This is a genomic window from Aquifex pyrophilus (genome assembly GCF_054656935.1).
The window spans coordinates 44437-66810 of sequence record NZ_BAAHXJ010000005.1; the positions used below are offsets into that span (position 1 = coordinate 44437).

At 47.1% G+C, this 22374-nt stretch carries 26 protein-coding genes; 7 read left to right on the forward strand and 19 right to left on the reverse strand.

Annotated features, from left to right (window positions below; genetic code table 11):
- Nucleotide 1: 1 nt before the first annotated feature.
- The 6 genes from ACYQZ0_RS03820 to ACYQZ0_RS03845 are packed head-to-tail and all read right to left on the reverse strand — an operon-like array spanning nucleotide 2 to nucleotide 6034.
- Complete coding sequence (locus tag ACYQZ0_RS03820; RefSeq protein ID WP_459775275.1) at nucleotides 2–532, reverse strand: type II secretion system protein; 531 nt, start codon at nucleotides 530–532, stop codon at nucleotides 2–4.
- Nucleotides 480–1400 carry a thiamine-phosphate kinase gene (gene thiL, locus ACYQZ0_RS03825; protein ID WP_459775276.1) on the reverse strand — a complete coding sequence of 307 codons (921 nt, stop codon included), beginning with the start codon at nucleotides 1398–1400 and terminating at the stop codon, nucleotides 480–482. Before thiL ends, ACYQZ0_RS03820 begins: the two co-directional genes overlap by 53 nt.
- Nucleotides 1397–2665, reverse strand: coding sequence for a hemolysin family protein (locus ACYQZ0_RS03830; RefSeq protein ID WP_459775277.1), 1269 nt, complete (start codon nucleotides 2663–2665; stop codon nucleotides 1397–1399). Before ACYQZ0_RS03830 ends, thiL begins: the two co-directional genes overlap by 4 nt.
- Nucleotides 2634–3554: an ABC transporter ATP-binding protein gene (locus tag ACYQZ0_RS03835; RefSeq protein ID WP_459775278.1), complete on the reverse strand. Its 921-nt coding sequence runs from the start codon at nucleotides 3552–3554 to the stop codon at nucleotides 2634–2636. Before ACYQZ0_RS03835 ends, ACYQZ0_RS03830 begins: the two co-directional genes overlap by 32 nt.
- On the reverse strand, nucleotides 3554–4924 hold the full coding sequence (hemN, locus tag ACYQZ0_RS03840; protein WP_459775279.1) for an oxygen-independent coproporphyrinogen III oxidase: 1371 nt from the start codon (nucleotides 4922–4924) through the stop codon (nucleotides 3554–3556). The genes ACYQZ0_RS03835 and hemN overlap by 1 nt, the downstream gene beginning before the upstream one ends.
- 30 nt (nucleotides 4925–4954) lie before the next feature.
- A complete protein-coding gene (locus ACYQZ0_RS03845; RefSeq protein ID WP_459775280.1) occupies nucleotides 4955–6034 on the reverse strand; it encodes a glycosyltransferase in 1080 nt (359 codons plus the stop codon).
- 28 nt (nucleotides 6035–6062) lie between these two features.
- Here ACYQZ0_RS03845 and ACYQZ0_RS03850 point away from each other — a divergent pair, with 28 nt between their 5' ends.
- Nucleotides 6063–6608, forward strand: a complete 546-nt coding sequence (locus ACYQZ0_RS03850) for a lytic transglycosylase domain-containing protein (protein WP_459775281.1) — start codon at nucleotides 6063–6065, stop codon at nucleotides 6606–6608.
- A 13-nt stretch (nucleotides 6609–6621) separates the two neighbouring features.
- Nucleotides 6622–7335 (forward strand): TIGR00703 family protein, encoded by a 714-nt coding sequence (locus tag ACYQZ0_RS03855; protein ID WP_459775282.1) that lies wholly within the window; start codon nucleotides 6622–6624, stop codon nucleotides 7333–7335.
- A gap of 1 nt (nucleotide 7336) precedes the next feature.
- Here the strand turns inward: ACYQZ0_RS03855 and purU are convergent, their stop codons facing one another.
- Nucleotides 7337–8191: a formyltetrahydrofolate deformylase gene (purU, locus tag ACYQZ0_RS03860; RefSeq protein ID WP_459775283.1), complete on the reverse strand. Its 855-nt coding sequence runs from the start codon at nucleotides 8189–8191 to the stop codon at nucleotides 7337–7339.
- A gap of 18 nt (nucleotides 8192–8209) precedes the next feature.
- On the opposite strand from purU, the gene rsmA reads away from it, so the two are divergent.
- Nucleotides 8210–8944 carry a 16S rRNA (adenine(1518)-N(6)/adenine(1519)-N(6))-dimethyltransferase RsmA gene (gene rsmA, locus ACYQZ0_RS03865; RefSeq protein ID WP_459775284.1) on the forward strand — a complete coding sequence of 245 codons (735 nt, stop codon included), beginning with the start codon at nucleotides 8210–8212 and terminating at the stop codon, nucleotides 8942–8944.
- Here the strand turns inward: rsmA and yihA are convergent.
- Nucleotides 8927–9478: a ribosome biogenesis GTP-binding protein YihA/YsxC gene (yihA, locus tag ACYQZ0_RS03870; protein WP_459775285.1), complete on the reverse strand. Its 552-nt coding sequence runs from the start codon at nucleotides 9476–9478 to the stop codon at nucleotides 8927–8929. The two genes, rsmA and yihA, sit on opposite strands and share 18 nt — an antisense overlap.
- Before the next feature lie 21 nt (nucleotides 9479–9499).
- On the opposite strand from yihA, the gene ileS reads away from it, so the two are divergent.
- Both ileS and ACYQZ0_RS03880 read left to right on the forward strand, forming a co-directional pair.
- On the forward strand, nucleotides 9500–12355 hold the full coding sequence (gene ileS, locus ACYQZ0_RS03875) for an isoleucine--tRNA ligase (RefSeq protein ID WP_459775286.1): 2856 nt from the start codon (nucleotides 9500–9502) through the stop codon (nucleotides 12353–12355).
- Entirely contained in the window at nucleotides 12345–13457 is a 1113-nt protein-coding gene (locus tag ACYQZ0_RS03880) for a potassium channel family protein (protein ID WP_459775287.1), read from the forward strand. Before ileS ends, ACYQZ0_RS03880 begins: the two co-directional genes overlap by 11 nt.
- Here the strand turns inward: ACYQZ0_RS03880 and ACYQZ0_RS03885 are convergent.
- From ACYQZ0_RS03885 to ACYQZ0_RS03895, 3 genes are read right to left on the reverse strand one after another with little or no spacing between them, the layout of a single operon-like run.
- Nucleotides 13444–13641, reverse strand: a complete 198-nt coding sequence (locus tag ACYQZ0_RS03885) for a hypothetical protein (RefSeq protein ID WP_459775288.1) — start codon at nucleotides 13639–13641, stop codon at nucleotides 13444–13446. The genes ACYQZ0_RS03880 and ACYQZ0_RS03885 overlap by 14 nt on opposite strands.
- An 11-nt stretch (nucleotides 13642–13652) precedes the next feature.
- Entirely contained in the window at nucleotides 13653–14048 is a 396-nt protein-coding gene (locus ACYQZ0_RS03890; RefSeq protein ID WP_459775289.1) for a bacteriohemerythrin, read from the reverse strand.
- A 21-nt stretch (nucleotides 14049–14069) separates the two neighbouring features.
- On the reverse strand, nucleotides 14070–15680 hold the full coding sequence (locus ACYQZ0_RS03895) for a S8 family serine peptidase (protein ID WP_459775290.1): 1611 nt from the start codon (nucleotides 15678–15680) through the stop codon (nucleotides 14070–14072).
- A gap of 37 nt (nucleotides 15681–15717) precedes the next feature.
- On the opposite strand from ACYQZ0_RS03895, the gene hfq reads away from it, so the two are divergent.
- Both hfq and hflX read left to right on the forward strand, forming a co-directional pair.
- A complete protein-coding gene (gene hfq / locus ACYQZ0_RS03900) occupies nucleotides 15718–15933 on the forward strand; it encodes an RNA chaperone Hfq (protein WP_459775291.1) in 216 nt (71 codons plus the stop codon).
- 24 nt (nucleotides 15934–15957) lie between these two features.
- Complete coding sequence (gene hflX, locus ACYQZ0_RS03905) at nucleotides 15958–17073, forward strand: GTPase HflX (protein ID WP_459775292.1); 1116 nt, start codon at nucleotides 15958–15960, stop codon at nucleotides 17071–17073.
- Here hflX and ACYQZ0_RS03910 read toward each other — a convergent pair.
- Genes ACYQZ0_RS03910 through ACYQZ0_RS03945 form a run of 8 tightly spaced genes read right to left on the reverse strand, consistent with a single transcriptional unit; the run spans nucleotide 17062 to nucleotide 22374 of the window.
- Nucleotides 17062–17799: an ABC transporter permease gene (locus ACYQZ0_RS03910; RefSeq protein ID WP_459775293.1), complete on the reverse strand. Its 738-nt coding sequence runs from the start codon at nucleotides 17797–17799 to the stop codon at nucleotides 17062–17064. The two genes, hflX and ACYQZ0_RS03910, sit on opposite strands and share 12 nt — an antisense overlap.
- A gap of 6 nt (nucleotides 17800–17805) precedes the next feature.
- Entirely contained in the window at nucleotides 17806–18435 is a 630-nt protein-coding gene (locus tag ACYQZ0_RS03915; RefSeq protein WP_459775294.1) for a class I SAM-dependent methyltransferase, read from the reverse strand.
- Nucleotides 18353–19030, reverse strand: coding sequence for an alpha/beta fold hydrolase (locus tag ACYQZ0_RS03920; protein WP_459775295.1), 678 nt, complete (start codon nucleotides 19028–19030; stop codon nucleotides 18353–18355). Before ACYQZ0_RS03920 ends, ACYQZ0_RS03915 begins: the two co-directional genes overlap by 83 nt.
- A gap of 11 nt (nucleotides 19031–19041) precedes the next feature.
- Nucleotides 19042–19806 (reverse strand): ABC transporter ATP-binding protein, encoded by a 765-nt coding sequence (locus tag ACYQZ0_RS03925; protein ID WP_459775296.1) that lies wholly within the window; start codon nucleotides 19804–19806, stop codon nucleotides 19042–19044.
- Nucleotides 19799–20434 (reverse strand): MBL fold metallo-hydrolase, encoded by a 636-nt coding sequence (locus ACYQZ0_RS03930; RefSeq protein ID WP_459775297.1) that lies wholly within the window; start codon nucleotides 20432–20434, stop codon nucleotides 19799–19801. Before ACYQZ0_RS03930 ends, ACYQZ0_RS03925 begins: the two co-directional genes overlap by 8 nt.
- The gene (locus ACYQZ0_RS03935) at nucleotides 20431–20772 is read right to left on the reverse strand and encodes a hypothetical protein (RefSeq protein ID WP_459775298.1); all 342 of its coding nucleotides are present in this window, start codon (nucleotides 20770–20772) and stop codon (nucleotides 20431–20433) included. The genes ACYQZ0_RS03930 and ACYQZ0_RS03935 overlap by 4 nt, the downstream gene beginning before the upstream one ends.
- Nucleotides 20769–21761, reverse strand: coding sequence for a porphobilinogen synthase (hemB, locus tag ACYQZ0_RS03940; protein ID WP_459775299.1), 993 nt, complete (start codon nucleotides 21759–21761; stop codon nucleotides 20769–20771). Before hemB ends, ACYQZ0_RS03935 begins: the two co-directional genes overlap by 4 nt.
- Before the next feature lie 10 nt (nucleotides 21762–21771).
- Entirely contained in the window at nucleotides 21772–22374 is a 603-nt protein-coding gene (locus tag ACYQZ0_RS03945) for a sulfite oxidase-like oxidoreductase (RefSeq protein ID WP_459775300.1), read from the reverse strand.

Sequence of the window (22374 nt, forward strand, 5' to 3'; positions counted from 1 at the left end):
CTCACTTAATTTTAAAGGTAAACTCCTTCCCGTTCAGTTCAATCAGTATAAAGTCGGGAAGGCCCTCATACTTATCGTGCTTCCCGTTTTTATCAAGGGCGTAAAACCTGAGGCTATTAAACTTTCCTTTCTTTATGAGCTTTTCCTCCTCGTAAAGGTCTAAACTCCCGGAAGGGTAAGGAAACTCGTAAGTGTATAATGTTCCTTCTTTGAATATGTAGGCTTTCTTTACGATTCCTTTGAAAAACTCCCCTCCGCTCGTCTCAAGGTATAACTCCCTTTCCCTAAGGAGTATCTTCCTCGCTCCCGTCAGGGCTTTTCTGAGCTCCCAGAAGAGGATTATCTCCTTTTTCAGGTTTTCCGAGTTCTTTATACCGCTTAGTGAGGAGTTCACGGCCCTTGAGAAGGAAAGGCTGAGAAGGGTAAATATGAGGGATAAAATTGTGAGGACGATAAGAACCTCCACGAGGGTGAAGGCCTCAGAAGTGTTTCCATCCCTTCGGTTTTGTGAGCTTCCCGTCAACGTAAACACCTTCTCCCTCCTCAACGCTTCCGATTTCGGTCATGTCAAGGAAGGGATTCCAGGAGGATTTTGGGTGTGTAAAGAGAAGCTGGTAGTCTTCCCCTCCGATTAGAGCGTATTCAAGGGGATTCTTCTTGTATTTCTCACAGAAGAGCTTAAGCTCCCTGGATAGGGGAAGCTTTTCCGTGTTTATGTTGAGTCTTACCTTGCTCCTTTCGGAGAGATGCCAGGCATCTGAAAGGAGTCCGTCGCTTATGTCCATGCTCGCGTTTGCGTACTTCTGTATGTGCTTCACGTAGTCTATTCGTGCGGTAGGTCTCAGGTGTCTCTCAATTAGTGCGAGCTCAAAGGGTTCGTATTCCTTCTTGTTCATAAGAATGAGCTCAAGTCCCGCCCTTGAGTCCCCGAGGGTTCCCGAAACAAAGAGGCTATCCCCGGGCCTTGCCCCTTTCCTTCCCACAAACCTTTCAGCTTCCCCCACGAGGAAAAGGGATATACTTACCTTTTCAAGCTTTGAAATGTTTCCCCCGAGTATCTCGCAGTTGTAAAAGGTGCAGGCTCTCTTCATTCCCGCGTAAATCCTCTCAACGTATGTGAGCTCAAGCTCCTCCGGAACGTTAAGGGAGACGAGTATCCACTTGGGGTATCCTCCGTTTGCTACAACATCGCTTACGTTCACGCTTACCGCCTTCCAACCTATCGCCTCGGGAAGGTATTCCCTCAGGAAGTGAACTCCTTCTGTCATGGTATCCGTCGTAAGAAGCAGTGTGCTTTTCCCGTGCTTGACGGGTGCGGTATCGTCCCCTATTATCTCTGCGGAGAGTACGTTTTTAAGCCTTTCTATCAGCCCGAACTCTCCGACCTCTTTTATCCTCATTTCTCCACCTTCTCCTCCTGGAGCTTTACCACTATTACCTCTTTCACCTTGTTCTTTTCAACCTCGTTCACTATGAACTTGTATCCGTCAAACACGAACTCGTCCCCCTTCTTAGGAACTCTTCCCAAGTTAGCCATTATAAAACCGCTCACGGTGTCATACTCATACTCCTCGGGGAGCTCTATCCCGAGCTTCTGGGCGAGCTCGTCTATGTTAACCGAACCGCCCACCTTGTAGGTATCCGAGGATATCTTCTCAAGGGTCTTCTCCTCCTCGTACTCCTCGGGTATGTCCCCCACAATCCATTTGAGAACGTCGTAAAGGGTAATCACTCCCGACACAACTCCGTGCTCGTCAACAACTACCGCAAGTTTCACCTTAGCCTTCCTGAGCTCGTTCAGAAACCTCGCGAGCGTCATAACCTCGGGGATTACGAAGGGCTCCTTTGCAAACTCCTTAAGTTCCTTATCCTTGTTCAACTGAACGGGAAGGAGGTCCTTGACGTGGATAACTCCCGTGAGGTTATCAAGAACCTCCTTATATACGGGTATCTTGCTGTGGGCTTTTTTCTTTATGAGCTGTATAACCTCCCCGACCTTTTTGTCCTCGGGAAGTGCAAAGATGTAAGGTCTCGGTGTCATTATCTCCTTCACGAGGACCTTGTCAAGCTCAAGGACTCTCTCAACCATTACCTTTTCCTGAAGGTCAAACTCTCCAGATTCGAGCCCCTCCTCTATGAGCCCGAGGAGTTTCTCCTCCGTTAGCTTGTAGGTTTCCTCCTTAACCTCTATCCCCATCTTCTTGAGAAGCCCCTGAACGGGAAGAATAAGTATGAACCTGAGGGGTGTTATGAGAAGGTGAAAGACGTAAAAAATAGGTGCGTAAAGTATGGCGAGCCTGTCCGCTATGGGAAGAACCACGTTCTTGGGAATTGTCTCCCCGAAGAGGAATATGAGTGTTGAGGAAAGGATTACCGATAAAAAGGCACCCTTATCCCCGAAGACCTCAACGAATATCTTAGTCCCGTAGGAGGATATGAAGATATTCACTATCTCGTTTCCTATGAGGATTGATATGAGAACCTCCTTGGGTTTTGAGAGTAGATACATGAGAACCTTGTAAAATCGGGAGTTTGATAACTTCATTAAAAGGGGCTTGCTAACGCTGAAGAAAACTACCTCGGAAGAGGCGAAGAATCCCGAAGCGAATAGTAAGAAGAGAAATACGAGAACGTCAGTATAGATTGCAGGCAACGACTCTTCCATCTATCTCCGACCTCCTCAGGGTCTTTCTGCACTCCTCAAGTGCCTCGGGACACCTCGGATAAAAGGGGCATCCCTCCTCGGGTATGGTGTATTCCTCCTCGCTCACGCGCATGTCCTCCTTCCTCTCTTTGGGATGTCTTGCGGGAACGCTGTCAAGGAGAAAGCGGGTGTAGGGGTTTAATGGATTTTTCAGAACCTCTTCCTTTCTTCCGAGCTCCATAAGGACGCCTCCGTATAAAACCGCAACACGGTCCGCTATCTTTTCAACAACCCTTATATCGTGAGTTATGAAGAGAAAGGATATACCTTTTTCGTTCAGCTCCTTAAAGAGCTTGAGAACCTCCTCCTGAACCGAGAGGTCAAGGGATGCGGTGGGCTCGTCCGCAACTATGAGTTCGGGATTAAGAACTATTGCCCTTGCTATCGCAACCCTCTGTGCCTGTCCTCCCGAGAGCTGGAGGGGCCTCTTTTCAAGAACTTCCTCTGTGAGGCTCACGCTCTTTAACGCTTCAAGAACCTTTCTCTTTCTTTCCTTCTCCCTGTGAACTATGAGGGGCTCTTCTATAATCTCTTTCACCTTCATTCGCGGGTTTAACGAGGTTCTCGGGTCCTGAAAAACGACTGAGACCTTTCTCGTGTATTCCTTTCCCATTTGGAATATATCCTTTCCCCTGAAGAGGACCTTTCCCTCAGTTGGTTTCTCAAGCCTTAGGATAATCTTTCCGAGGGTGCTTTTCCCAGAGCCGCTTTCTCCCACAAGGCACAGAATCTCGCCCTCGTATATCTTTAGGCTCACATCTCTTAACGCCCTTACCTCCTTCCTTGAGAAGAAGCCCTTCTTTACCCTGTAGGTCTTCGTAAGAGATTCTATCTCCAGAAGCGTTCCCATTAAATCGTTTTTGAGAAGCTTACCTCCTTCTTCTTTCTGAGGTGTGCGTCAAAGACCATCGCAACATTTCTAATCAGGAGCCTTCCCACGGGTAGAATCCTTATCCTGTCCTCCTCAATCTTTATAAGTCCGTCCTCTTCCATCTCCCTCAACTCCTCAAGTTCCCTCTCAAAGTATTCTTTAAAGTTTATGGAGAACATTTTCTCTATCTTCCCGAACTCAACTCCGAGATTACACATTATATCCATTATCACTTCCCTTCTTATGAAGTCGTCCTCGTTGAGGACGTATCCCCTGAAGACGGGAATCCTTCCCTCATCAACGGTTTTGTTGTAATCCCTCAGGGTTTTCCAGTTCTGGAAGTAGGAGTCGTAAAGCATTCCTATGGACGTTGCCCCGAATCCGAGAAGCTCAACACCCTTCTTCGTGGTGTATCCCTGGAAGTTTCTCCAGAGCTCTCCCTTCCTCTGGGCAACCGCAAGCTCGTCGTGGGGCTTTGCGAAGTGATCCATACCTATGTAAACGTATCCCGCGGACTGGAAACGCTCTATAACCATCTCAAGAATTCTCAGCTTCTCCTCCGCTGATGGGAGTGCCTCCTTCGGAAGGAGTTGCTGGTGGGGTTTAATCTGGGGTATGTAGGCGAAGCTGTAGGTCGCTATCCTGTCGGGATTAAGCTCTATAACTTTCTCAACCGTTTCCTCAAAGCTCTCCTTTGTCTGGTAGGGAAGTCCGTATATGAGGTCAACGTTTATGCTCTCAAATCCCGCCTCCCTCAGCTTTTCCATCTTCTCCTTTATGAGCTCGTAGGGCTGAACTCTGTTTACCGCCTGCTGAACCTTTGGGTTTAGGTCCTGTATTCCCATGCTTACCCTGTTAAAGCCCACCTCCTTAATGGCCTTTATCTGCTCGTCGGTGAGGTATCTTGGGTCAAGCTCTATTGATATCTCCGCGTTCTCGTCTATGGGAAACCTCTTTTCTATCTCTCCGAAGAACTTCTTTATCTGTTCGGGGCTGAGGTAATTGGGTGTTCCTCCTCCCCAGTGGAGCTGTATAACCTTCCTATCCTTGTCTATATACTGGGAAACTAAATCCATTTCTTTGTAAACCCTCTCAAGGTAAGGCTCTTCTATGCCCTTCCTGTGGGATATTATCACGTTGCATCCGCAGTAAAGACATCTCTGTTCGCAGAAGGGTATGTGGAAGTAAAGGGAGAGGGGTGTCTTCCTCTCATTGCTCTTTATGAGTCTCTTTATGTATTCTTCCGCTCCGAACCTCTCGTTAAATTCGGTGGCGGGAGGGTAGCTCGTGTAACGGGGTCCTGGTCTGTCATACTTCTTTATAAGCTCCTTGTTAAACTCCGCTTTCATTATGAGAATTAATATAGGTTTTCCCGACTCTCAGGAAAGGTAAATCCTTATATGGGATTCTATAAATCTCTCGGAGTTATACCTTTTTTTGGCAACCTGCCTTGCCTTTTCCGACTTCTCAAGCCAGAGACTGTCGTCCCCAAGGAGGGAAAGAATGGCCTCGGATACACTCCTCACATCTTCCTCGCATATAATCCCCCCTCCGTTAACCACCTCGGGAGCGGAGCCGTAATTCAGGCATACAACGGGAAGACCTACCGCCATGGCTTCCGCAAAGACGAGTCCGAAGGTTTCTGTCTTTGAGGGATGGAAGAAAAGGTCCGCACTTTCATAAACTTCGGGCAGTTTTTCCCTTTCCAACCTTCCGAGGAACTTCACGGAAACCCCCAGATTCTTTGCCTCTTCCTCAAGCTTTTCCCTCATATCTCCGTCTCCGGCGATTATATACTCAACATCTTTTTTCTTCTGAACCTCCTTCATAACCCTCAGGGCAAACTCAAGGTTCTTTTCTGGTGCGAGCCTCGATACGGTGATGATTCTGTTTTTCCCCTTCTTTGCCCTCTTCTTAAAGAAGTAATCGGGAATGCCCGGATATATAACCTCCGTTCTTACGCTCTCGGAGAGGAACTGACCGAAGATTCTTCTTTGGTATTCGGAGACGAATATAAGCGTATCCGTAAAACGGGAGAATATACCGACGAGCATCTTGGCCATTAGGCCGTTGTCAAGCCTCACCGAGTAGTAGGAGATATGAACAGGGTGAATGTGAATCGTTCCCACAATCTTCTTTCCGAGCTGTTTTCCCAAAAGAAGTGCGATAATTCCCGCCGCGAAGGGGTCGTGATAATGGATAACGTCCGGATTGAAATCCTTTACCACCTGGAAGAGCTCCTTATTTGGAAGTATGACCTCCGCGTTTCTGTATAGGGGATAATTAACGCTCGGGAGTCTGTAAACGTTAAACTCCTCTGCTGTTTCGTCAACGTTTTTTCCCGTTACGACAAGAAGGTCAAGGCCTTTCTCCTTGAGACCCTTTGCGAGGTCTATAACAAGCCTGGTCCCACCTCCCATATCCTTTCTGAAGCTGTCGGTAAAAAGGGCTACCTTCATCCGTCGGTAATATCTTATCTTTATCAGTATGAGGATAGAAAACTTCTTTTCACCTCCCATAAAGTTAAAGACAACGAGGGAAAAACACATAAATGGGGATTTTTACTCCTATATTCCTAAAGAGGAAAAGAAGATAAGTTTTTCTCCCGTTAACTTTTACGCCTCTCCCGTAAAGAAGGAGGTTGATAAAGTATACATAAAAGAGGTTGCGAGGAAGAAGGCTGAAAAATACGGAGTTCCCCTAAACATAGTTTTAGCGATAATTGAGCAGGAAAGCGGTTTCAATCCGAAAGCTTACAACAAAAACAGGGACGGGAGCGAGGATATAGGACTTATGCAGATAAACTACAAACATAACAAAAGACTCATGGAGGAATACGGAATAAGCTCACCCGAAGAGCTTTACGATGTTGAGCTTAACGTGGAACTCGGCGTGAGAATCCTTAAGGAGAATTACGAGCGTTTCGGGAGCTGGGAGCTTGCCATAAAGGCTTACAACGGAATAAGGGCTGATAACTGGGGATACGTCAAACGTGTCCTGGAAAAGGCAAAGAAGTACAAAAACTTAGGATAAAATAAGAAAAATTATGGAAAAATTTAAGGAACTTGAGTTTAAGTTAAAGCATGCTCAGAGAACTTTGGTATTTGAGAAATTGGGAGAGGCGGAAAAGGAAAAGGAGTTTGAAGTTAAATCTTTGAGGGATTGGGGCTTTGATTTACTCCTTGTCCTTCATAAGGGTAAACTTACATATGTTCTTCAGGAAGAAGGTCTCAGAAAAAAGGGAGAAACCTATACATACGAAGGTGAGGAATACACCGTTGAGGAAATCGTAGAGGAACTCCCCGAAAATCTATCTATATATGCGAAAATTGAAGAGAAAGAAGGAACAGCTCATATGCTTGCGGAAGTAAGACCGAAAAAGAAGAAGTGGGGAGAGGGCACTTTAATACTTAACGTTCCCGCGGGAGAACTTCTTATAGCTTTCCTGCGTAAAAAGGGACTTGATAAGCTTTATCACAACGTTGAAAGCATAGGTATAACCACCGAGTTTTTCTTCCATAGGGGTAATCCCACAATACCCGTAGAGTATAAAAAGCTTCCACCAGGAGCGAAGGACTTTATAAAAAGAGTGAAGGATATATTTGAAACTACCGGTTTCGGAAGACTTTCTTTCGCCTACTACGGAAAAGATAAAAACAAAGAGGGCAAATACAGGATATTCTTAACCCTTCCGACCGTTGACCTATTTGATTTATGGATATCGGAAAAGCTGAATAATGCCCTCAAAGCGTTCAAGTAATTCATTCAAAAACAACCGTTTTCCCGTTGTAAACGAGAACCTTGTCCTCAAGATGCCACTTGACCGCTCTGGCGAGAACAATTTTTTCTATGTCCTTTCCCTTCCTTATGAAATCCTGAAGGCTGTCCTTGTGGCTTACTCTCACAACGTCCTGTTCTATTATAGGTCCCTCGTCAAGCTCCTCCGTGACGTAATGGGCTGTTGCCCCTATTATCTTTACGCCCTTCTTGAAAGCCCTCTCGTAGGGCCTTGCCCCCGGAAAAGCGGGGAGAAAGGAGTGGTGTATATTTATAATCCTGTTTTCGTATCTCCTGACGAATTCAGGGGATAGTATCTGCATATACCTTGCGAGGATTACGAGTTCAACCCCGTTTTTCTCCAGAAGCTCAAGCTCTTTTCTCTCAGCCTCCCTCTTGTTCTCCCTATTCTTCGGAACGTGATAGAAGGGAACACCGAAGAACTCAGCGGTTTTCCTCGCCTTCTCGTGATTGCTTATGACGAGCCTTACGTCCCCTTTCAGCTCTCCCGAGCGAAACCTCTGCATAAGGTCGTAAAAGCAATGTTCCTGTTTTGATACAAACAGGGCAACCTTCTTAACGTAATCGGTAAAGCTGAGTTTAAAGTTCATTCCGAACCTATTTGCTACACTTTCCCTAAAGACTTCTTTTATCTTCTCCCTCGGAATGGAAAAATCTTTCAGCTCCCACTCAACCCTTGCGAGGAAGGTTCCCGTTTGCTCGTCTATGTGCTGGTCAAAGTTAACTATATTCCCGTTGTTTTCCGCTATGAAGGAAGATATTTCCTTAACGAGTCCCTTCCTGTCGGGACATGATATTAGAAGAACAGCGTTAGCCATAGCAGTATTTTAATCTTAATGAGATTAAAAAAGTCCTTCGGTCAGCACATCTTGGTATCAAGAGGAGTTTTAAACAAGATAGCCCGCTCCCTTGAGATTAAAGAGGGGGATATGGTTGTTGAGATAGGGGGGGGAACGGGAAATCTTACCCGTGTTCTCCTGAGCTATCCCTTAAAGAAGCTTTACGTGATAGAGCTTGACAGGGATATGGTTGAGCACCTGAAGGAGATTGAAGATGAAAGGCTTGAGGTTATTCACGCTGATGCCTCAGAGTTTCCCTTCTGCGAGCTCGGGAAGGAGCTTAAACTCGTTGGGAACCTGCCTTACAACGTTGCGAGTCTCATAATAGAAAACACCGTTTTTAACAAGGATTGCGTTCCCATTGCGGTTTACATGGTTCAGAAGGAGGTTGCCGAAAAGCTTGAGGGAAGGAGGGAGACAGGCTGGCTTTCGGTCTTTGTTAGGAGCTTTTACGATGTTGAATACGTGATGACCGTTCCCCCAAGATTCTTCGTCCCTCCCCCTAAGGTAAACTCCTCGGTTATAAAGCTCGTGAGAAGGGAAAAGATTAATGTAAAGGATTTAAGGGATTACAAGAATTTCCTCACGACGCTTTTTGCAAACAGGAGGAAGGCCCTCAGGAAAAAGATTGATAAGGAACTTCTTGAGAGGGCTGGAATAAACCCCGATGCGAGAGTTGAGAGTCTGACGCTTGAGGACTTCTTTAAACTTTACTCACTTAAGAATTCTTGAGAGGAGCTCCTTTTTCCCCCTGTTTTCCTTTGCGGAACTGAGAACCACCGCCTCCTCCCCCACGTAACGCTTTACCTGCTTTAAGGTTCGTGATATCTCCTTCTGCGTAGCCTTATCGGTTTTCGTGAGAACAACCGTATAGGGAATGCCGTAATACTCAAACCACTCAATCATCTGTTCGTCAAGGGGCTGGACACCTGCGACGCTGTCAATCAAAAGAAAAGCCATCTTTATGTTGTCTTTCCTCTCAAGGAAGTATTTTTCCATCATTTTTTTCCACCTTTCCATCTCCTCCCTCTTCACCTTTGCGTATCCGTATCCCGGAACGTCAACGAGATAAACCTCGTCCTCAAGGAGGAAGTAGTTTACGGCCCTCGTTCTTCCGGGCTCCTTGCTGACCCTTGCGACCTTCGCCCCCACGACCATATTCAGGAGTGAGGACTTTCCCACGTTTGACCTTCCCACGAAAACGACCTCGGGATAATCGGGAGGGGGAAACTCCTCGTAAAAAGAGCCGAGAAACTTAACCCTCATAAATTACTTAAAATAATTCATATGACAGAGAAGAAGCTTGACTACAAGGAAACCCTTAACCTCCCGAGAACCGAATTCCCCATGAAGGCGAACCTCCCCCAGAGGGAACCCCAAATCCTTGAAAGATGGAAAGGACTTTACAAGAAGATAATAGAAGAAAGGAAGGGAAGGGAGGTTTTCGTTCTCCACGACGGACCCCCTTACGCGAACGGACACATACACGTGGGACACGCCTTGAACAAGATTCTCAAGGACGTTATTAATAAATACAACCTCCTTATCGGAAAGAACATAAACTACATACCCGGATGGGACTGCCACGGTCTTCCCATAGAAAGAGCGGTTGAGAAGGAACTCTCAAAGAAAAAGATAAGGAAGGAAAGCCTACCCAAGACTGAGTTCAGAAAGCTCTGCAGGGAATACGCAAACAGGTATGTGAACATACAAAAGGAAGAGTTCATAAGGCTCGGCGTTCTGGGGGACTGGGAAAATCCTTACCTCACGATGAGCCCCGAGTATGAGGCAACCGAGATAAGGGAGCTCGGCAAGTTCTTTGAGAAGGGACTCGCATACAGAAGCAAGAAGCCCGTTTACTGGTGTATATACGACAAAACCGCGGAAGCGGAGGCGGAGGTTGAGTATTACGAAAAGGAGGACCCCTCCATATACGTGAAGTTTCCCCTCAAAAAGGAGATAGAAGGAAAGAAGGCATATGCGGTTATATGGACCACAACCCCCTGGACACTTCCCGCAAACCTCGGCATTATGGTAAAGGAGGATGCCGATTACTCCCTCGTTGAGGTTGAGGGAGAGGTCTGGATAGTTGCAAAGGAGCTCCTTGAGAACTTCTTTAAAAATATAGGAAAAACCTACACAAGAGTTCTGAAAGACGTAAAGGGAAGAGATCTCGTTGGACTTGAGTATGAGCACCCCTTCGTTGATAGGGACGAACTGAAGGGATACCTCTCCGAGGAAACCCTAAAAAATATGTGGAGGATTTACCCCTCCGAGTTTGTGAGCCTTGATACGGGAACGGGTCTCGTTCACATGGCACCCGGACACGGTCAGGAGGACTACACGGTAGGAAAGAGATACAACCTTGAGCCCTACGCTCCCCTTGACGACTCGGGAAGGTTTGTGGAGCCCGCACCCGAGTTTATAAGGGGTGTTAGGGTGTTTGACGCCAATAAACTCATCATAGCCCTCCTAAAGGAGAAGGGCTATCTCGTTCACGAGGCGAGAATAAGACACTCTTACCCCCACTGCTGGAGGTGTAAGAATCCCGTAATATTCAGGGCAACACCCCAGTGGTTCATAGGTATGGACATAGAGTATGAGGGGAAGACCCTGAGGGAGAAAGCCCTTGAGGAGATAGAAAAAGTGAAGTGGATACCCGAATACGGGAAGAACAGGATAAAGAGCATGGTTGAAAACAGGCCAGACTGGTGCATATCAAGGCAGAGGTTCTGGGGCGTTCCCATAACGGTCTTTTACTGCGAGAACTGCGGTGAGGTTATAAAGGATAAGGAGGTTTTTGAGAGGATTGCGAGCCTCGTTGAGAAGCACCCCGGCGGAACTGACGTCTGGTTTGAGAAATCACCCGAGGAGATACTCCCCGAAGGTTATAAATGCCCAAAGTGCGGAGGAACTTCCTTCAGGAAGGAGGAGGATATCCTTGATGTATGGTTTGACTCTGGATGTTCCCACGCTTCGGTTATAAGACCCCTCGGCTTTGAAAAGGCGGACCTCTACCTTGAGGGTTCGGACCAGCACAGGGGGTGGTTCCAGGCCTCGCTCCTTGAGTCGGTAGGCTCATACGGGGAAGCTCCATACAGGTCCGTTCTCACTCACGGCTTTATCGTTGACGAACAGGGAAGGAAGATGTCGAAATCCCTCGGAAACGTAATCTCTCCACAGGATGTAATAAAGGAGTTCGGTGCGGATATCCTCAGGCTATGGGTCGTTAGCGAGGACTACACCGAGGACGTAAAACTCGGGAAAAACCTACTCAAGAAGATAGCTGAAGACTACAGGAAGATAAGAAACACCCTCAGGTTCATACTCGGAAATCTTTACGACTTTAACCCCGAAAAGGATGCCCTGAAGTTTGAGGAAATTCATCACTTTGACAGATGGATAGTTTCAAAACTCCAGAAAATCCTTGAGAAGGTTCACGAAAACTACGAGAACTACCTCTTTTACAGGGTTCACAACACGATAAAGAACTTCATAATCGTTGACCTTTCCGCGGTTTACCTTGATGTCCTGAAGGACAGACTTTACGTTTACGCTCCGAGCTCAAAAGAAAGACGTTCTGCCCAGACAGCTTTATGGCATCTTCTTATTTCCTTGACGACCGCAACTGCACCCTACCTCAGCTTTACCGCGGAGGAGATATGGGAATACGTTAGGAAGATAAACCCCTCCCTTCCCGAGAGCGTATTCCTATACGAGATGCCGAAGCCCGATAAAAAACTAATAGACGAGGAGGTTTTAAAGGATTACGAGCTTCTCATGAAGGTGAGGGACGAGGTCCTGAGGGTTATAGAGATAGCGAGAAAGGAAAAGGGTCTCATAAGGCACCCCTACGAGGCTAAGGTTTACCTGAAGGCGGAAGGGGAAGTAAAGAAGGTCGTTGAGAGGTATATGGATTACATGAACTTCTTCCTCACGGTGAGCCAGTTTGAGCTGGGTGAGGGGGGAGAGGTCGTGGAGAAGGGAGAAGAGCTCCCCGTTGTCGTCGGAGTTTCGAGAGCTGAAGGAGAGAAGTGTCCAAGATGCTGGATATACTACCCCCAAAACGAGTTCGTTGGCGATGTTTGCAGGCGTTGTGCGGAGGCACTTTCGGCTATCGGTGTGAAGACGGGTGAAGGTTAAGAAACTAAAGAAGAGGAAAAGAGAAAAGAGGTTAATAGACCTGTACGAGGAGAGGCTCTTTCAGATTCTCTCCCTCTTCCGACTCCCCCTTCTTATGCTCCACACGGTTATAACCGTGGGAACCTTCGGTTATATGATTCTCTCGGACGGGGATTTCATTAACTCCCTCTACATGACTATAATAACCGTCGGGACGATAGGATACGGGGAAGTTGTTAGGGGAAGCGATACGCTTATCGGTAGAATATTTACAACCTTTTTGGCCCTCGGGGGAATCGGTGTATTCACAACTTCGGTAACAATTCTCGTTAGAATATTCTTTGAAGAGGACTTTATAGGTGCCTTAAGAGCCTGGAAGATGCTGAAGGATATAGAGAAGTTAAAGGGACACTACATAATAGCGGGCTTTAACAGAACCACAATAGAGTTAACTTCCCTCCTCAGGAAGAGGAAAATTCCCTTCGTCGTTATAGACAGCAGGAGGGAGGTAGAAAGGCAGATAAAGGAAGCGGGTATAAAGTTTTACATAATTGAGGAGCCCTACAAGAGGGTTGTTCTTGACGCTGCGGGAATACATAGAGCAAGGGGTATGGTTGTTAACCTCGGAGACGATGCAAGGAATATAGCGGTAATAGTTACCGCAAGGCTCATGAGACCCGATAAAGACGACTTCTTTATATTCTCCTTTGCCTCAACGCCCGAAACAGCCCAGAAACTTGAGGAGCTCGGAACGAACAAGGCGATAGTCCCCCACAGGCTTCTCGCTACAAGGCTCGCAGCATACATATTCCACACGAGCTCCGCTTACATATCGGACCTCTTTGATAGGATAGCCTTCGGAGAGGAGGCGGAAATAGACATAAGCGAGGTTCCCATTCCCGAAGACTCTCCCCTCGTCGGGAAGAAGCTAAAAGATATTGACCTGAGGAGAACCCTCAGCGTCACGGTAATAGCCATAAGAAAGCCTGACGGAAGGCTGAACGTAACGATATCGGGAGATACGGTAATAGAGCCCGGAGACACGCTCATTCTCTTCGGACATCCGAAGAACCTGAAGAAGGCGGAGAAGTTCTTAAAAGAGAAAGCCCTTACTCCTGCTTGATGTTGTCCTGATACCTCTTCTTAATCTCCTCCTCAAAGCGTTTAGCGAACTTCTTATAAATCCAGTTGGATATAAGGATTATTACGACAAGCAAGGGAAAACCTACGATTATGGCTATAAAAAATGCGGTAATCTCCGAGAGTATAAGCCAGAATAAGGCCTTTAACACCTCAAGGAAGTCCATAGAAATTTATTTTAGTCCCCGAGCTGTGCCGCGGTCGTTGAGTCCCACCTTGCAACGTGACTTCTCAGCCAGGGAACCATTTCCTCCTTTAGAAACCTTATGACACTTTCAGGATTTTTCTCTTTCTTCCATTTATCGTAAACCTCCTTAAACCTCTGTCTCATCTGGTCGTGTTCAGCTTTGTGCATGGGGTAGGCGAAGAACTCAAACTCCCTCATAAGCTCCTCTTCCGTTGTGAAGTGGTCCTCAAGGTCAACGAGAAGCTCATCCATGAGCCTATCTGAAGCCTCAATGTCTCCCTTTGTTAGGGCCTCGTAAAGCTCGTTCAGAACCCTTATCTCCTCTTCGTGAACCGCATCCATAAGTAAGTTTCCCACCTTCTGTATATCCCCTGGCTTTATCAACATAAGATTAATGTAAGTGAAGATTTACACACTTTCAATGAGTTTTCTCAGTATTAATGCGAGAGGAATTAACCAGAGGGTATAACTGTTTGTATTACAACCTCCTCCGCCTCCTGAGTTTCCGCTTCCCGAGGAAATACCCTCTCCGTAAAGACTCAAAATTCTCTCCTTCCCCTCGTATAGAACCTTAAGCTCACCTCTCTTTTGTCCTCCCGACAAAGGAGAAAATCCGATTTCAACTATACACTCCTCACCGCTCCTCAGCTCCCTTCCCGAACACCCATCACGCGAAAGGTAAAAATCCCTTCCCGAAAGTGTTATACCGCTCACTCGAAGGGAAACGAGCCCCGAATTCTTAACTCTGAAACTCCTTTTTGAGCTATCTCCCACATTAAGTGTCCCGAACTCCAAAGTCTTTGCCGAAAGGCATATCTTGGGCTCTGTATCCCCTTTAATGGCTTTCCTGAGGTTTAGCCTGTTGCAGGTATTAACTTCTCCGTCAAGCTCCGCTGAGTTATCCCCGGAAAAGAGAATCCTCTCCTTTACATTTTGAAAGCCCAAGGCTTTGAGAAGTGCAACCCCTCCCGTCACGAATGGGGCGGCCATTGATGTTCCCGAATAGCCTATAAGTCCGCTTTCACAAGTTCCTCCCCCGTTTAGTTTAAGGCTAAATATCTCCTCTCCTGGGGCGAGCATATCAACGTTTTTCCATCCGTAGTTTGAGAAGTGGGAACGCTTCAGGTCCCTTGAAAAGGAGCCTACGCACAGGACGTTGTCAAGCTCGTAATTGCACGGATAAAAGCTGAAAAGGTCGTTATTCTCTCCGTTGTTTCCTGAAGCGGTTACGTAGAATATTCCGAGGCTTCCCAGGTATCTTATCTCCTCCTTCTGTATTTGAGATTCGGGATAATAATTTCCGTAGCTCGCGTTTACCGCAACCACCTTAATGTTTTTATCCCTTATGAGTTTCTTTAAGTACTCAAAGCAGGATAACTCTCCCGCTATATCCCCGAAACCCGAGGCGTCAAGAAACTTACAGGGGATTATCTTAATCCTCCAGTTAATTCCCGGAACGAGTAGGCCGTTGTTCCCTACAGCTCCTATTATCCCAGCTATGTGGGTTCCGTGTCCGTCGTTGTCAAGTGCGTCGGGAGCGTTGCACCCCTTTGCGTTCGGCTCGTAAACACCTCTGGGATAGCAGAGAACGTTAACACCGTAGCAATCATCAACGTATCCGTTGTTATCGTTGTCAAGACCATCGTAACAGACCTCGTCGGGATTTCTCCAGAGGTTTCCCCTGAGGTCCGGGTTGTTGTAATCAACCCCCGTATCGGGCAGGAATATGTAAATTTCCTCGCTTCCCGTTGTGTAGTCCCATGCGGCATAGGCTTCCACCGCGGTGAGGTCCCACCTGAGGTTTATACAGGGGTCGTTGGGGATTGCGAGCTTCCTGAGTTTATAATTCTCTTCCACGATAGCGTTGATGCTCTGAACGATAAGGTTCTCCCCGACGAGATAAACGTTTTCAGAAATCCTCTTTATAAATCCGGAAGGAGGTGTTTCGCTCTTAATGAGGTATGTCTTTCCGTAAAGGAGGAGGGGAATGAGAAGGAAAAATAACACCTTGAACTTCATCTAAAATCAGTATAATCTTAAAAAACGGAGGTTTGAGATGTTTCCGATGGAAGAAAGGGAAACTAACATACAGGACGAGATGCTGAATAGGTTCAAGGAAAAGGGAAGCACTATAACAGTTTTCCTGACGAGGGGAAACAGGATAGTCGGAAAGGTTTTGAACCACGATAGATATACGATTCTTCTTGAGGTTGAAGGGCACCCCTACCTCATATATAAGCACGCTATAAGCACGATAGTTGAAGGTTCTTAACTCCTTCTTAAATTAATTCTTTGAATGAGGGCTGTCTTAGTAGGCGTCTGGGGAAAGGATTTATCAAAGGAGTTTTCAAGGGAGTCTATCAGGGAACTAAAAGGTCTCGTTGAAGCGGTAGGTGGAAAGAGTCTCGGATACCTCCTCCAGAAGAGGGATTATCCCGACCAGAGGTATTACGTCGGTGCGGGAAAGGCGAAGGAGATAAAGGAGATAGTAAGGGGAACGAAGGCGGACACCGTCGTTTTTGACGACTTTCTCACTCCTGCTCAGGTTTCAAACCTTGAGAACCTCATAGGCGTCAGGGTTCTTGACAGAACAGACCTCGTTCTTGAGATATTCTCAAGAAGGGCAAAGACGAAAGAGGCGAAACTTCAGGTAGAGCTTGCCAAACTCATGCACGAGCTTCCGAGACTCCACGGAAAGGGTAAGGCACTCTCAAGGCTCGGAGGTGGAGTCGGAACGAGGGGACCCGGTGAGCAGGAAACGGAGATAAGGAAGAGGCTCATAAAGAAGAGGATCCATAAGATAAAGCAGGAGCTTGAGGAAATAAAGAGAAGAAGAAGGGAGCAGAGGAAGAGAAGGGAGAGGGGAGAAAAGGGAGAGAGAATACTCAGAGTAGCCATAGTGGGATACACGAATGCGGGAAAATCAACCTTAATGAACGCACTCACGAAGAAGGGAACAACAGTTGCGGACATGCTCTTTGCCACCCTTGACACTAAGACCTCCGCAAGAAAGGTTATGCCGGACCTTAAGATACTCTTTACCGATACGGTTGGTTTTATAAGGAAGCTTCCCCCCGAACTCATAGAGAGCTTTAAGGCTACCCTTGAAGAGGTTCAGGAGGCGGATATTATACTCCACGTTGTTGATGTGTCAGATGACGGCTGGCTCGATTACATAAACACCGTAAACGAGGTTTTGAAGGAGTTAAACGCTGAAGAGAAGCCCGTTATATACGTCCTTAACAAGGCGGACCGCATAGTTGAGACGGAGGAGGAGATGAACCACCTTCCTCACACAGCATTCGTTGAGGGAGATGCGGTAATCATATCCGCTCAAAATAGGTGGGGAATAGAGAAGCTCGTTGAGAAGATAGTTGAGGTAGGAACCAGGGAATTAGCTTTAAAAGATTAAAGCGGTCAGGAAGTAGTCGGAAATAAGAACGAGCATTGAGGACGTGACAACCGAATTTGTCGTTGCCCTTCCTACTCCTTTTGTTCCTCCTGTTGTGTAAAAGCCGTAATAACAGCTCACCGCTCCTATTATGAAGCCGAAGAATACCGCCTTGTATATGCCTCCCATTATGTCATGAAACTCCGTTAAGTCCACCATCTTTCTCCAGTAAAGGTATTCGTTCACGCCGAAAAGCTTCGTCGCCACAAACCACCCCCCGAATATGCCCGCAATGTCCGATAAGACGGTGAGCATGGGAACGCCGAGCGTTGTCGCGAATATACGGGGTGTTACGAGGAAGCTTACAGGATTTATAGCCATAACCTCAAGGGCGTCTATCTGCTGGGTTATCCTCATCGTCCCTATACTTGCGGTCATCGCGGAACCGACCCTGGCAACAACCATCAAGGAAGTGAGAACGGGGGCAAGCTCCCTTCCCATTGAGAGGGCAACCACCGCACCTATGAGGTATTCCGCGTTAAACTTGTGAAAGGTTGAGTAGGTCTGGAGCGCTATAACACCACCGCTAAAGAGGGACGTTATAACGACAACGGGCGTGGTTTCAGCGGCAACATAGGTAAGTTGTTGTATGAAGTGCTTAAGCTTTGGCGGTTCCTTAAAGAGAAAGATAATGGACCAAAAAGTGAGAAGTGTAGCCTTTCCGACTTCTTCAAAGAACTTCAGCATTTAAGTTCATTTTAAAAGCTTCAGGAGTAAAACCCTGAACTTCTCCCTACCGGAGTGCTTTGCAAGTCTTTCAAGCTCCCTTTTAGTTTTTACCTTGCTCTTCCCCTTATAAAGGCTCGTTCCCGTGAAGTGGAAGAACTTAACGAGCTCAAAACCGGTGAAAGGTATATCCACCTCAAGTATAAGGTAATCGGTGGGATTGAAGAGCTTAAGTATTTCTTCCTCTCGCGGAAAGGGAAACTCCGAAAAGCTCACGCTACCCTCAACGGGAATGGATACGCCGACCCCTTTCCTTGCTACCCTCAGGGCCTCCTTTATGCTCCTTCTCCAGTCGGTCCAGTGAAGGGCGAAATTGCTTAGGACATAGTCAAAGCTCTTGTCCTTGAAGGGCAGGTTTTCCGCATCCCCGAGAATACCTTTCCCGAACTTCTCTACATACACCCTTACCATTTCTTCCGATATATCAAGCCCTACGGTTGTGCCCTTTATGTGCTCCGATACAAAGCCCGTTCCGCAGCCGAGGTCAAGGATTAAACCCCTCGGTTTTATAAACTCAACGAGTTTTTTTGCTGTCTCCCTTTGGGGGACCGCCCACTCCTCGTATGTGCTTGCCGCCCTTGAGAAGCGAGAGCTCAATATCTGCCTCATTTCCGACAGGAAAGTGACCTCCTTTAAAAAAGATTAATTTAGCATTCTTGAGGGATTTATAAAGCCTGTAGGCTTCCGAGGGAGGAACTATCTTGTCCTCCGTTCCCTGAATTATGAAAACCTCTTTATCTATAAAGCGGAGAATGGGATAGAGATTTAAATTAACGTAGTCCTCAAGTAGCTTAAATCCTTCATCGTAATCAAAGAAGTCCTCAAACTCTCCGTATGCCAATTTCCTGAAAAAGGAGATGCCCTTTCTCCTTATATTCACCTTCATAGCCCTTATGTTCTTCTCCTCCCAGGCTCCGCCGAAGAAAGGAGTTGTTCCTATCAGGATTAATCTGTTTACCTTATGTGGATAGAAATATGCAAAGAGAAGGGCTACGCTTCCCCCGAGGGACCAGCCTATAACGTCGTGTCCCTTCCAGGTCAATGAGGCAAGCTCCTTCAGTATCTCTCCGAACCCCCTGTAGGGCTTTCTATTACTTCCGTGTGCGGGAAGGTCGTACTTTATTCCTCTGAAGTTCCTGAAAACCTTTGAGGAAAATCCCCAGCCGTGGATAAAAAGGGGGTTTTTCAGCATAAAGCTTTATTTTAGACGTGAAGGGCCTTGAGGCAAGACTTGATATCCCCCACAAAGGACTGAATGTAGGGGTCGGGATATTCCATAACCTCAAAGGGTCTTCCTATCGCTATTATATTTCCTTCCTTTATTACGAGAACCCTGTCCGATATTGTGAAGGCGGATATCATATCGTGGGTAACTATCAGGGCTGTGCTTCCCGTTTTATCCCTAAGCTCTACGACGAGTTCGTCTATCCTCCTGCTCGTTATGGGGTCAAGCCCCGAGGTCGGCTCGTCGTAAATAACGAGTTCGGGGTTCGTTGCGAGAGCCCTTGCTATAGCGACTCTCTTTCTCATTCCACCCGAGAGGTCAGAGGGATAAAGGTCAAGGACCTCTTCCTTCAGGTTAACCATCTTTAACTTCTCAAGGGCAAGCTCCCTTAGCTCCTTTTCCGGTCTGCTTTCCTTCTCAAGGTAGTAAAAGACGACGTTTTCCCACACCTTGTAGCTGTCAAAGAGTGCCCCCTCCTGGAAAACGTATCCTATCTTTCTTCTAACCTCGTTCAGCTCAAACTTGTTTAGCCTCGCAACGTCTTTCCCAAAAACGAGAACTCTTCCTTTTGTAGGCTTCCAGAGACCAACTATGAGCTTCGTTATGGAAGTTTTACCGCTTCCGCTCCCCCCTATTATTGAGAATATCTCCCCCTTCTTCACCTCAAAGCTTATATTGTTCAAAATAATTCTTCCCCCAATTTCCTTGTAAACGTTCTCAAGCTTTACGACGATTTCACTCAACGAGAAGCTCCCCCGCAAAGGGATTAAAGGCCTTCTCAAATCCTATTTTCGTCTCGTCGTAATGTCCGCATACCACAATGGTATCCTCCGGGAGCTCCGTTAAAACCCTCTTTACGGATTTCTTAAGGGCTTCAAGGTTTCCCCCGGGGAGGTCCCACCTTCCCACACTTCCCTTAAATAGGAGATCTCCCGCTATAAGAACCCTTTCCTCTTCGTTGTAAAGACAGCAGAGTCCCGGCGTGTGCCCGGGGGTGTGTAAAACCTTAAAGGTATGTCTTCCCACTTTTATCTCGCTTCCTTCACCTATCGGTATATCGGGCTTCGGACAGGGAACGGCGCCTATGTAGGAACCGAAACCGCTCCATATCTCGTCGTTTGTTAGAAACTCGTCAAGGGGATTCATGTAAAAGGGAACGTCAAATATCTCCTTAAGCTTTCCCACCTGACCGACGTGGTCTATATGCCCGTGGGTTGCAACGATTCCGACAACTTTATAACCTTCAAGGTTTTCAAGAATTTTATCCGCCTCCGCTCCCGGGTCAACGATTATAGCCTCTCCCGTTTCCTCGTCCGCCACTATTGAGCAGTTTACAGATATGGGACCAACGGGAATAACCTTCAGTATCATTTAAAGGCTCCCTCCAGCTCCTTCCTGTAGAGCCTCCATCTCTCGGGAATGATGTTTGTCCCGCAACCGAGGGAGGAGGTATCGTAAACCTTTATGACTTTCGGGTTCTGGGAGTCATCAACGAATATAAAAACGGTGTACTGGGTGAGGGTGCTCATCTCGGACTTCCACTTCCTCACCTGGTTTATCAGCTCTTTGAATTTTTCCCTCGCTTCGTCCGCACTCAATACCTCTTTTTTTCCCTCTTTCATGTCCTCAAGTATCCATTCCCCTTCCTTTATGTTATTCGCTATCTCCTCCGCTCTGTCTTCGGAAGGAATGCCGTAAAGTCTCATCATACCTCTCCCCTGTTTATCATCTGTGCGACATCTTTTGCGAAGTAAGTTATTATCATATCCGCCCCCGCCCTCTTTATGGAGAGGAGGGTTTCCCACATGACCTTTTTCTCGTCAATCCATCCCATCTTTCCCGCTGCCTTTATGAGCGAGTACTCCCCGCTAACGTTGTAAGCACAAACGGGCACGAGAACATTCTCTTTCACCTTTGATATAACGTCAAGGTATGCGAGTGCGGGCTTCACCATAACGACGTCCGCGCCCTCTTCAATGTCCATGAAAACCTCCTTTAGGGCTTCCCTTGAGTTTGCGGGGTCCATCTGGTAGGTTCTCCTGTCCCCGAAGGCGGGAGCGCTCTGGGCAGCCTCCCTGAAGGGTCCGTAAAAGGCCGAAGCGAACTTTGCGGAGTAAGCCATTATGGGTATGTGCTTAAATCCCGCATCATCAAGGGCTTCCCTTATGGCTTTAACCATCCCGTCCATCATCCCCGAGGGTGCTACCATGTCCGCCCCGTTTTCCGCGTGGGAGACAACCTGTTTCTTTAAGTTCTCAAGGGTCAGGTCGTTATCAACGTCCTGTTCGTGGAGAACACCGCAGTGCCCGTGGGACGTGTACTCACAGAAACAAACGTCCGTTATCACGTATATATCGGGAACCTCCCTCTTTATCTTTCTTAAAGCTCTCTGGATTATTCCCTCCTCGCTCCAGGTGTCCGAACCGACCTCGTCCTTGTGCTCGGGTATGCCGAAAAGGATAATCGCGGGAATACCGAGGTCCCTTACCTCCTTCACCGCATCAACGACCTTATCAACGGAATACCTGTAAACTCCGGGCATTGAGGGCACTTCCTCAACGATATTCTCCCCGAACCTCACGAATATGGGGTATATAAGGTCGTCAAGGGTGAGCTTCGTTTCCCTTACGAGTCTCCTTATGTTCTCGTTCCTCCTGAGCCTTCTCGGTCTTGAAGAGGGGAATCTTCCTACAATCATAATTTTAATTTTAATCTCCCCAGAACCTCTCTTCCTTCCAGGGGTCTCCTATGTGGTGATATCCCCTCACTTCCCAGTATCCGGGAACCAGGTGGTCAAGAAACTCAAGTCCCCATACGTATTTTGCACTCTTCCAAGCGTAAAGCTGGGGTATTACGAGCCTTAAGGGGTATCCGTGTCTTTTTGGGAGGGGCTTTCCGAACATCTTGTAAGCGAGTATGCTGTCCTCCTTCTCAAGGTATTCAACGGGGACGTTCGTCGTGTATCCCTCAAGACAGTGAACGAGAACGTATTGAGCTGTCGGCTTCGGCTTTACTATCTCAAGGAGGTCTTTGGTAAGAACCCCTTCCCACACGATTTCGGGAACGCTCCAGCGGGTAACGCAGTGAAAGTCCGCAACAACTTCCGCGGAAGGAAGCTTTAAAAGCTCTTCGTAGGTGAGCTCTATGGGATTCTCAACCTCTCCCCACACCTTGAACCTGTATTTTTCCATGTCCCAGTCGGGAATCTCGTCAACGATGTCATAAACTATCGGAGCTTTTATCCACTTCTGGCCGGGAGGAAGCCTGTCCTTATCTCTCTTCACCGTCGGGCTTATAATACGCTTTTTCAT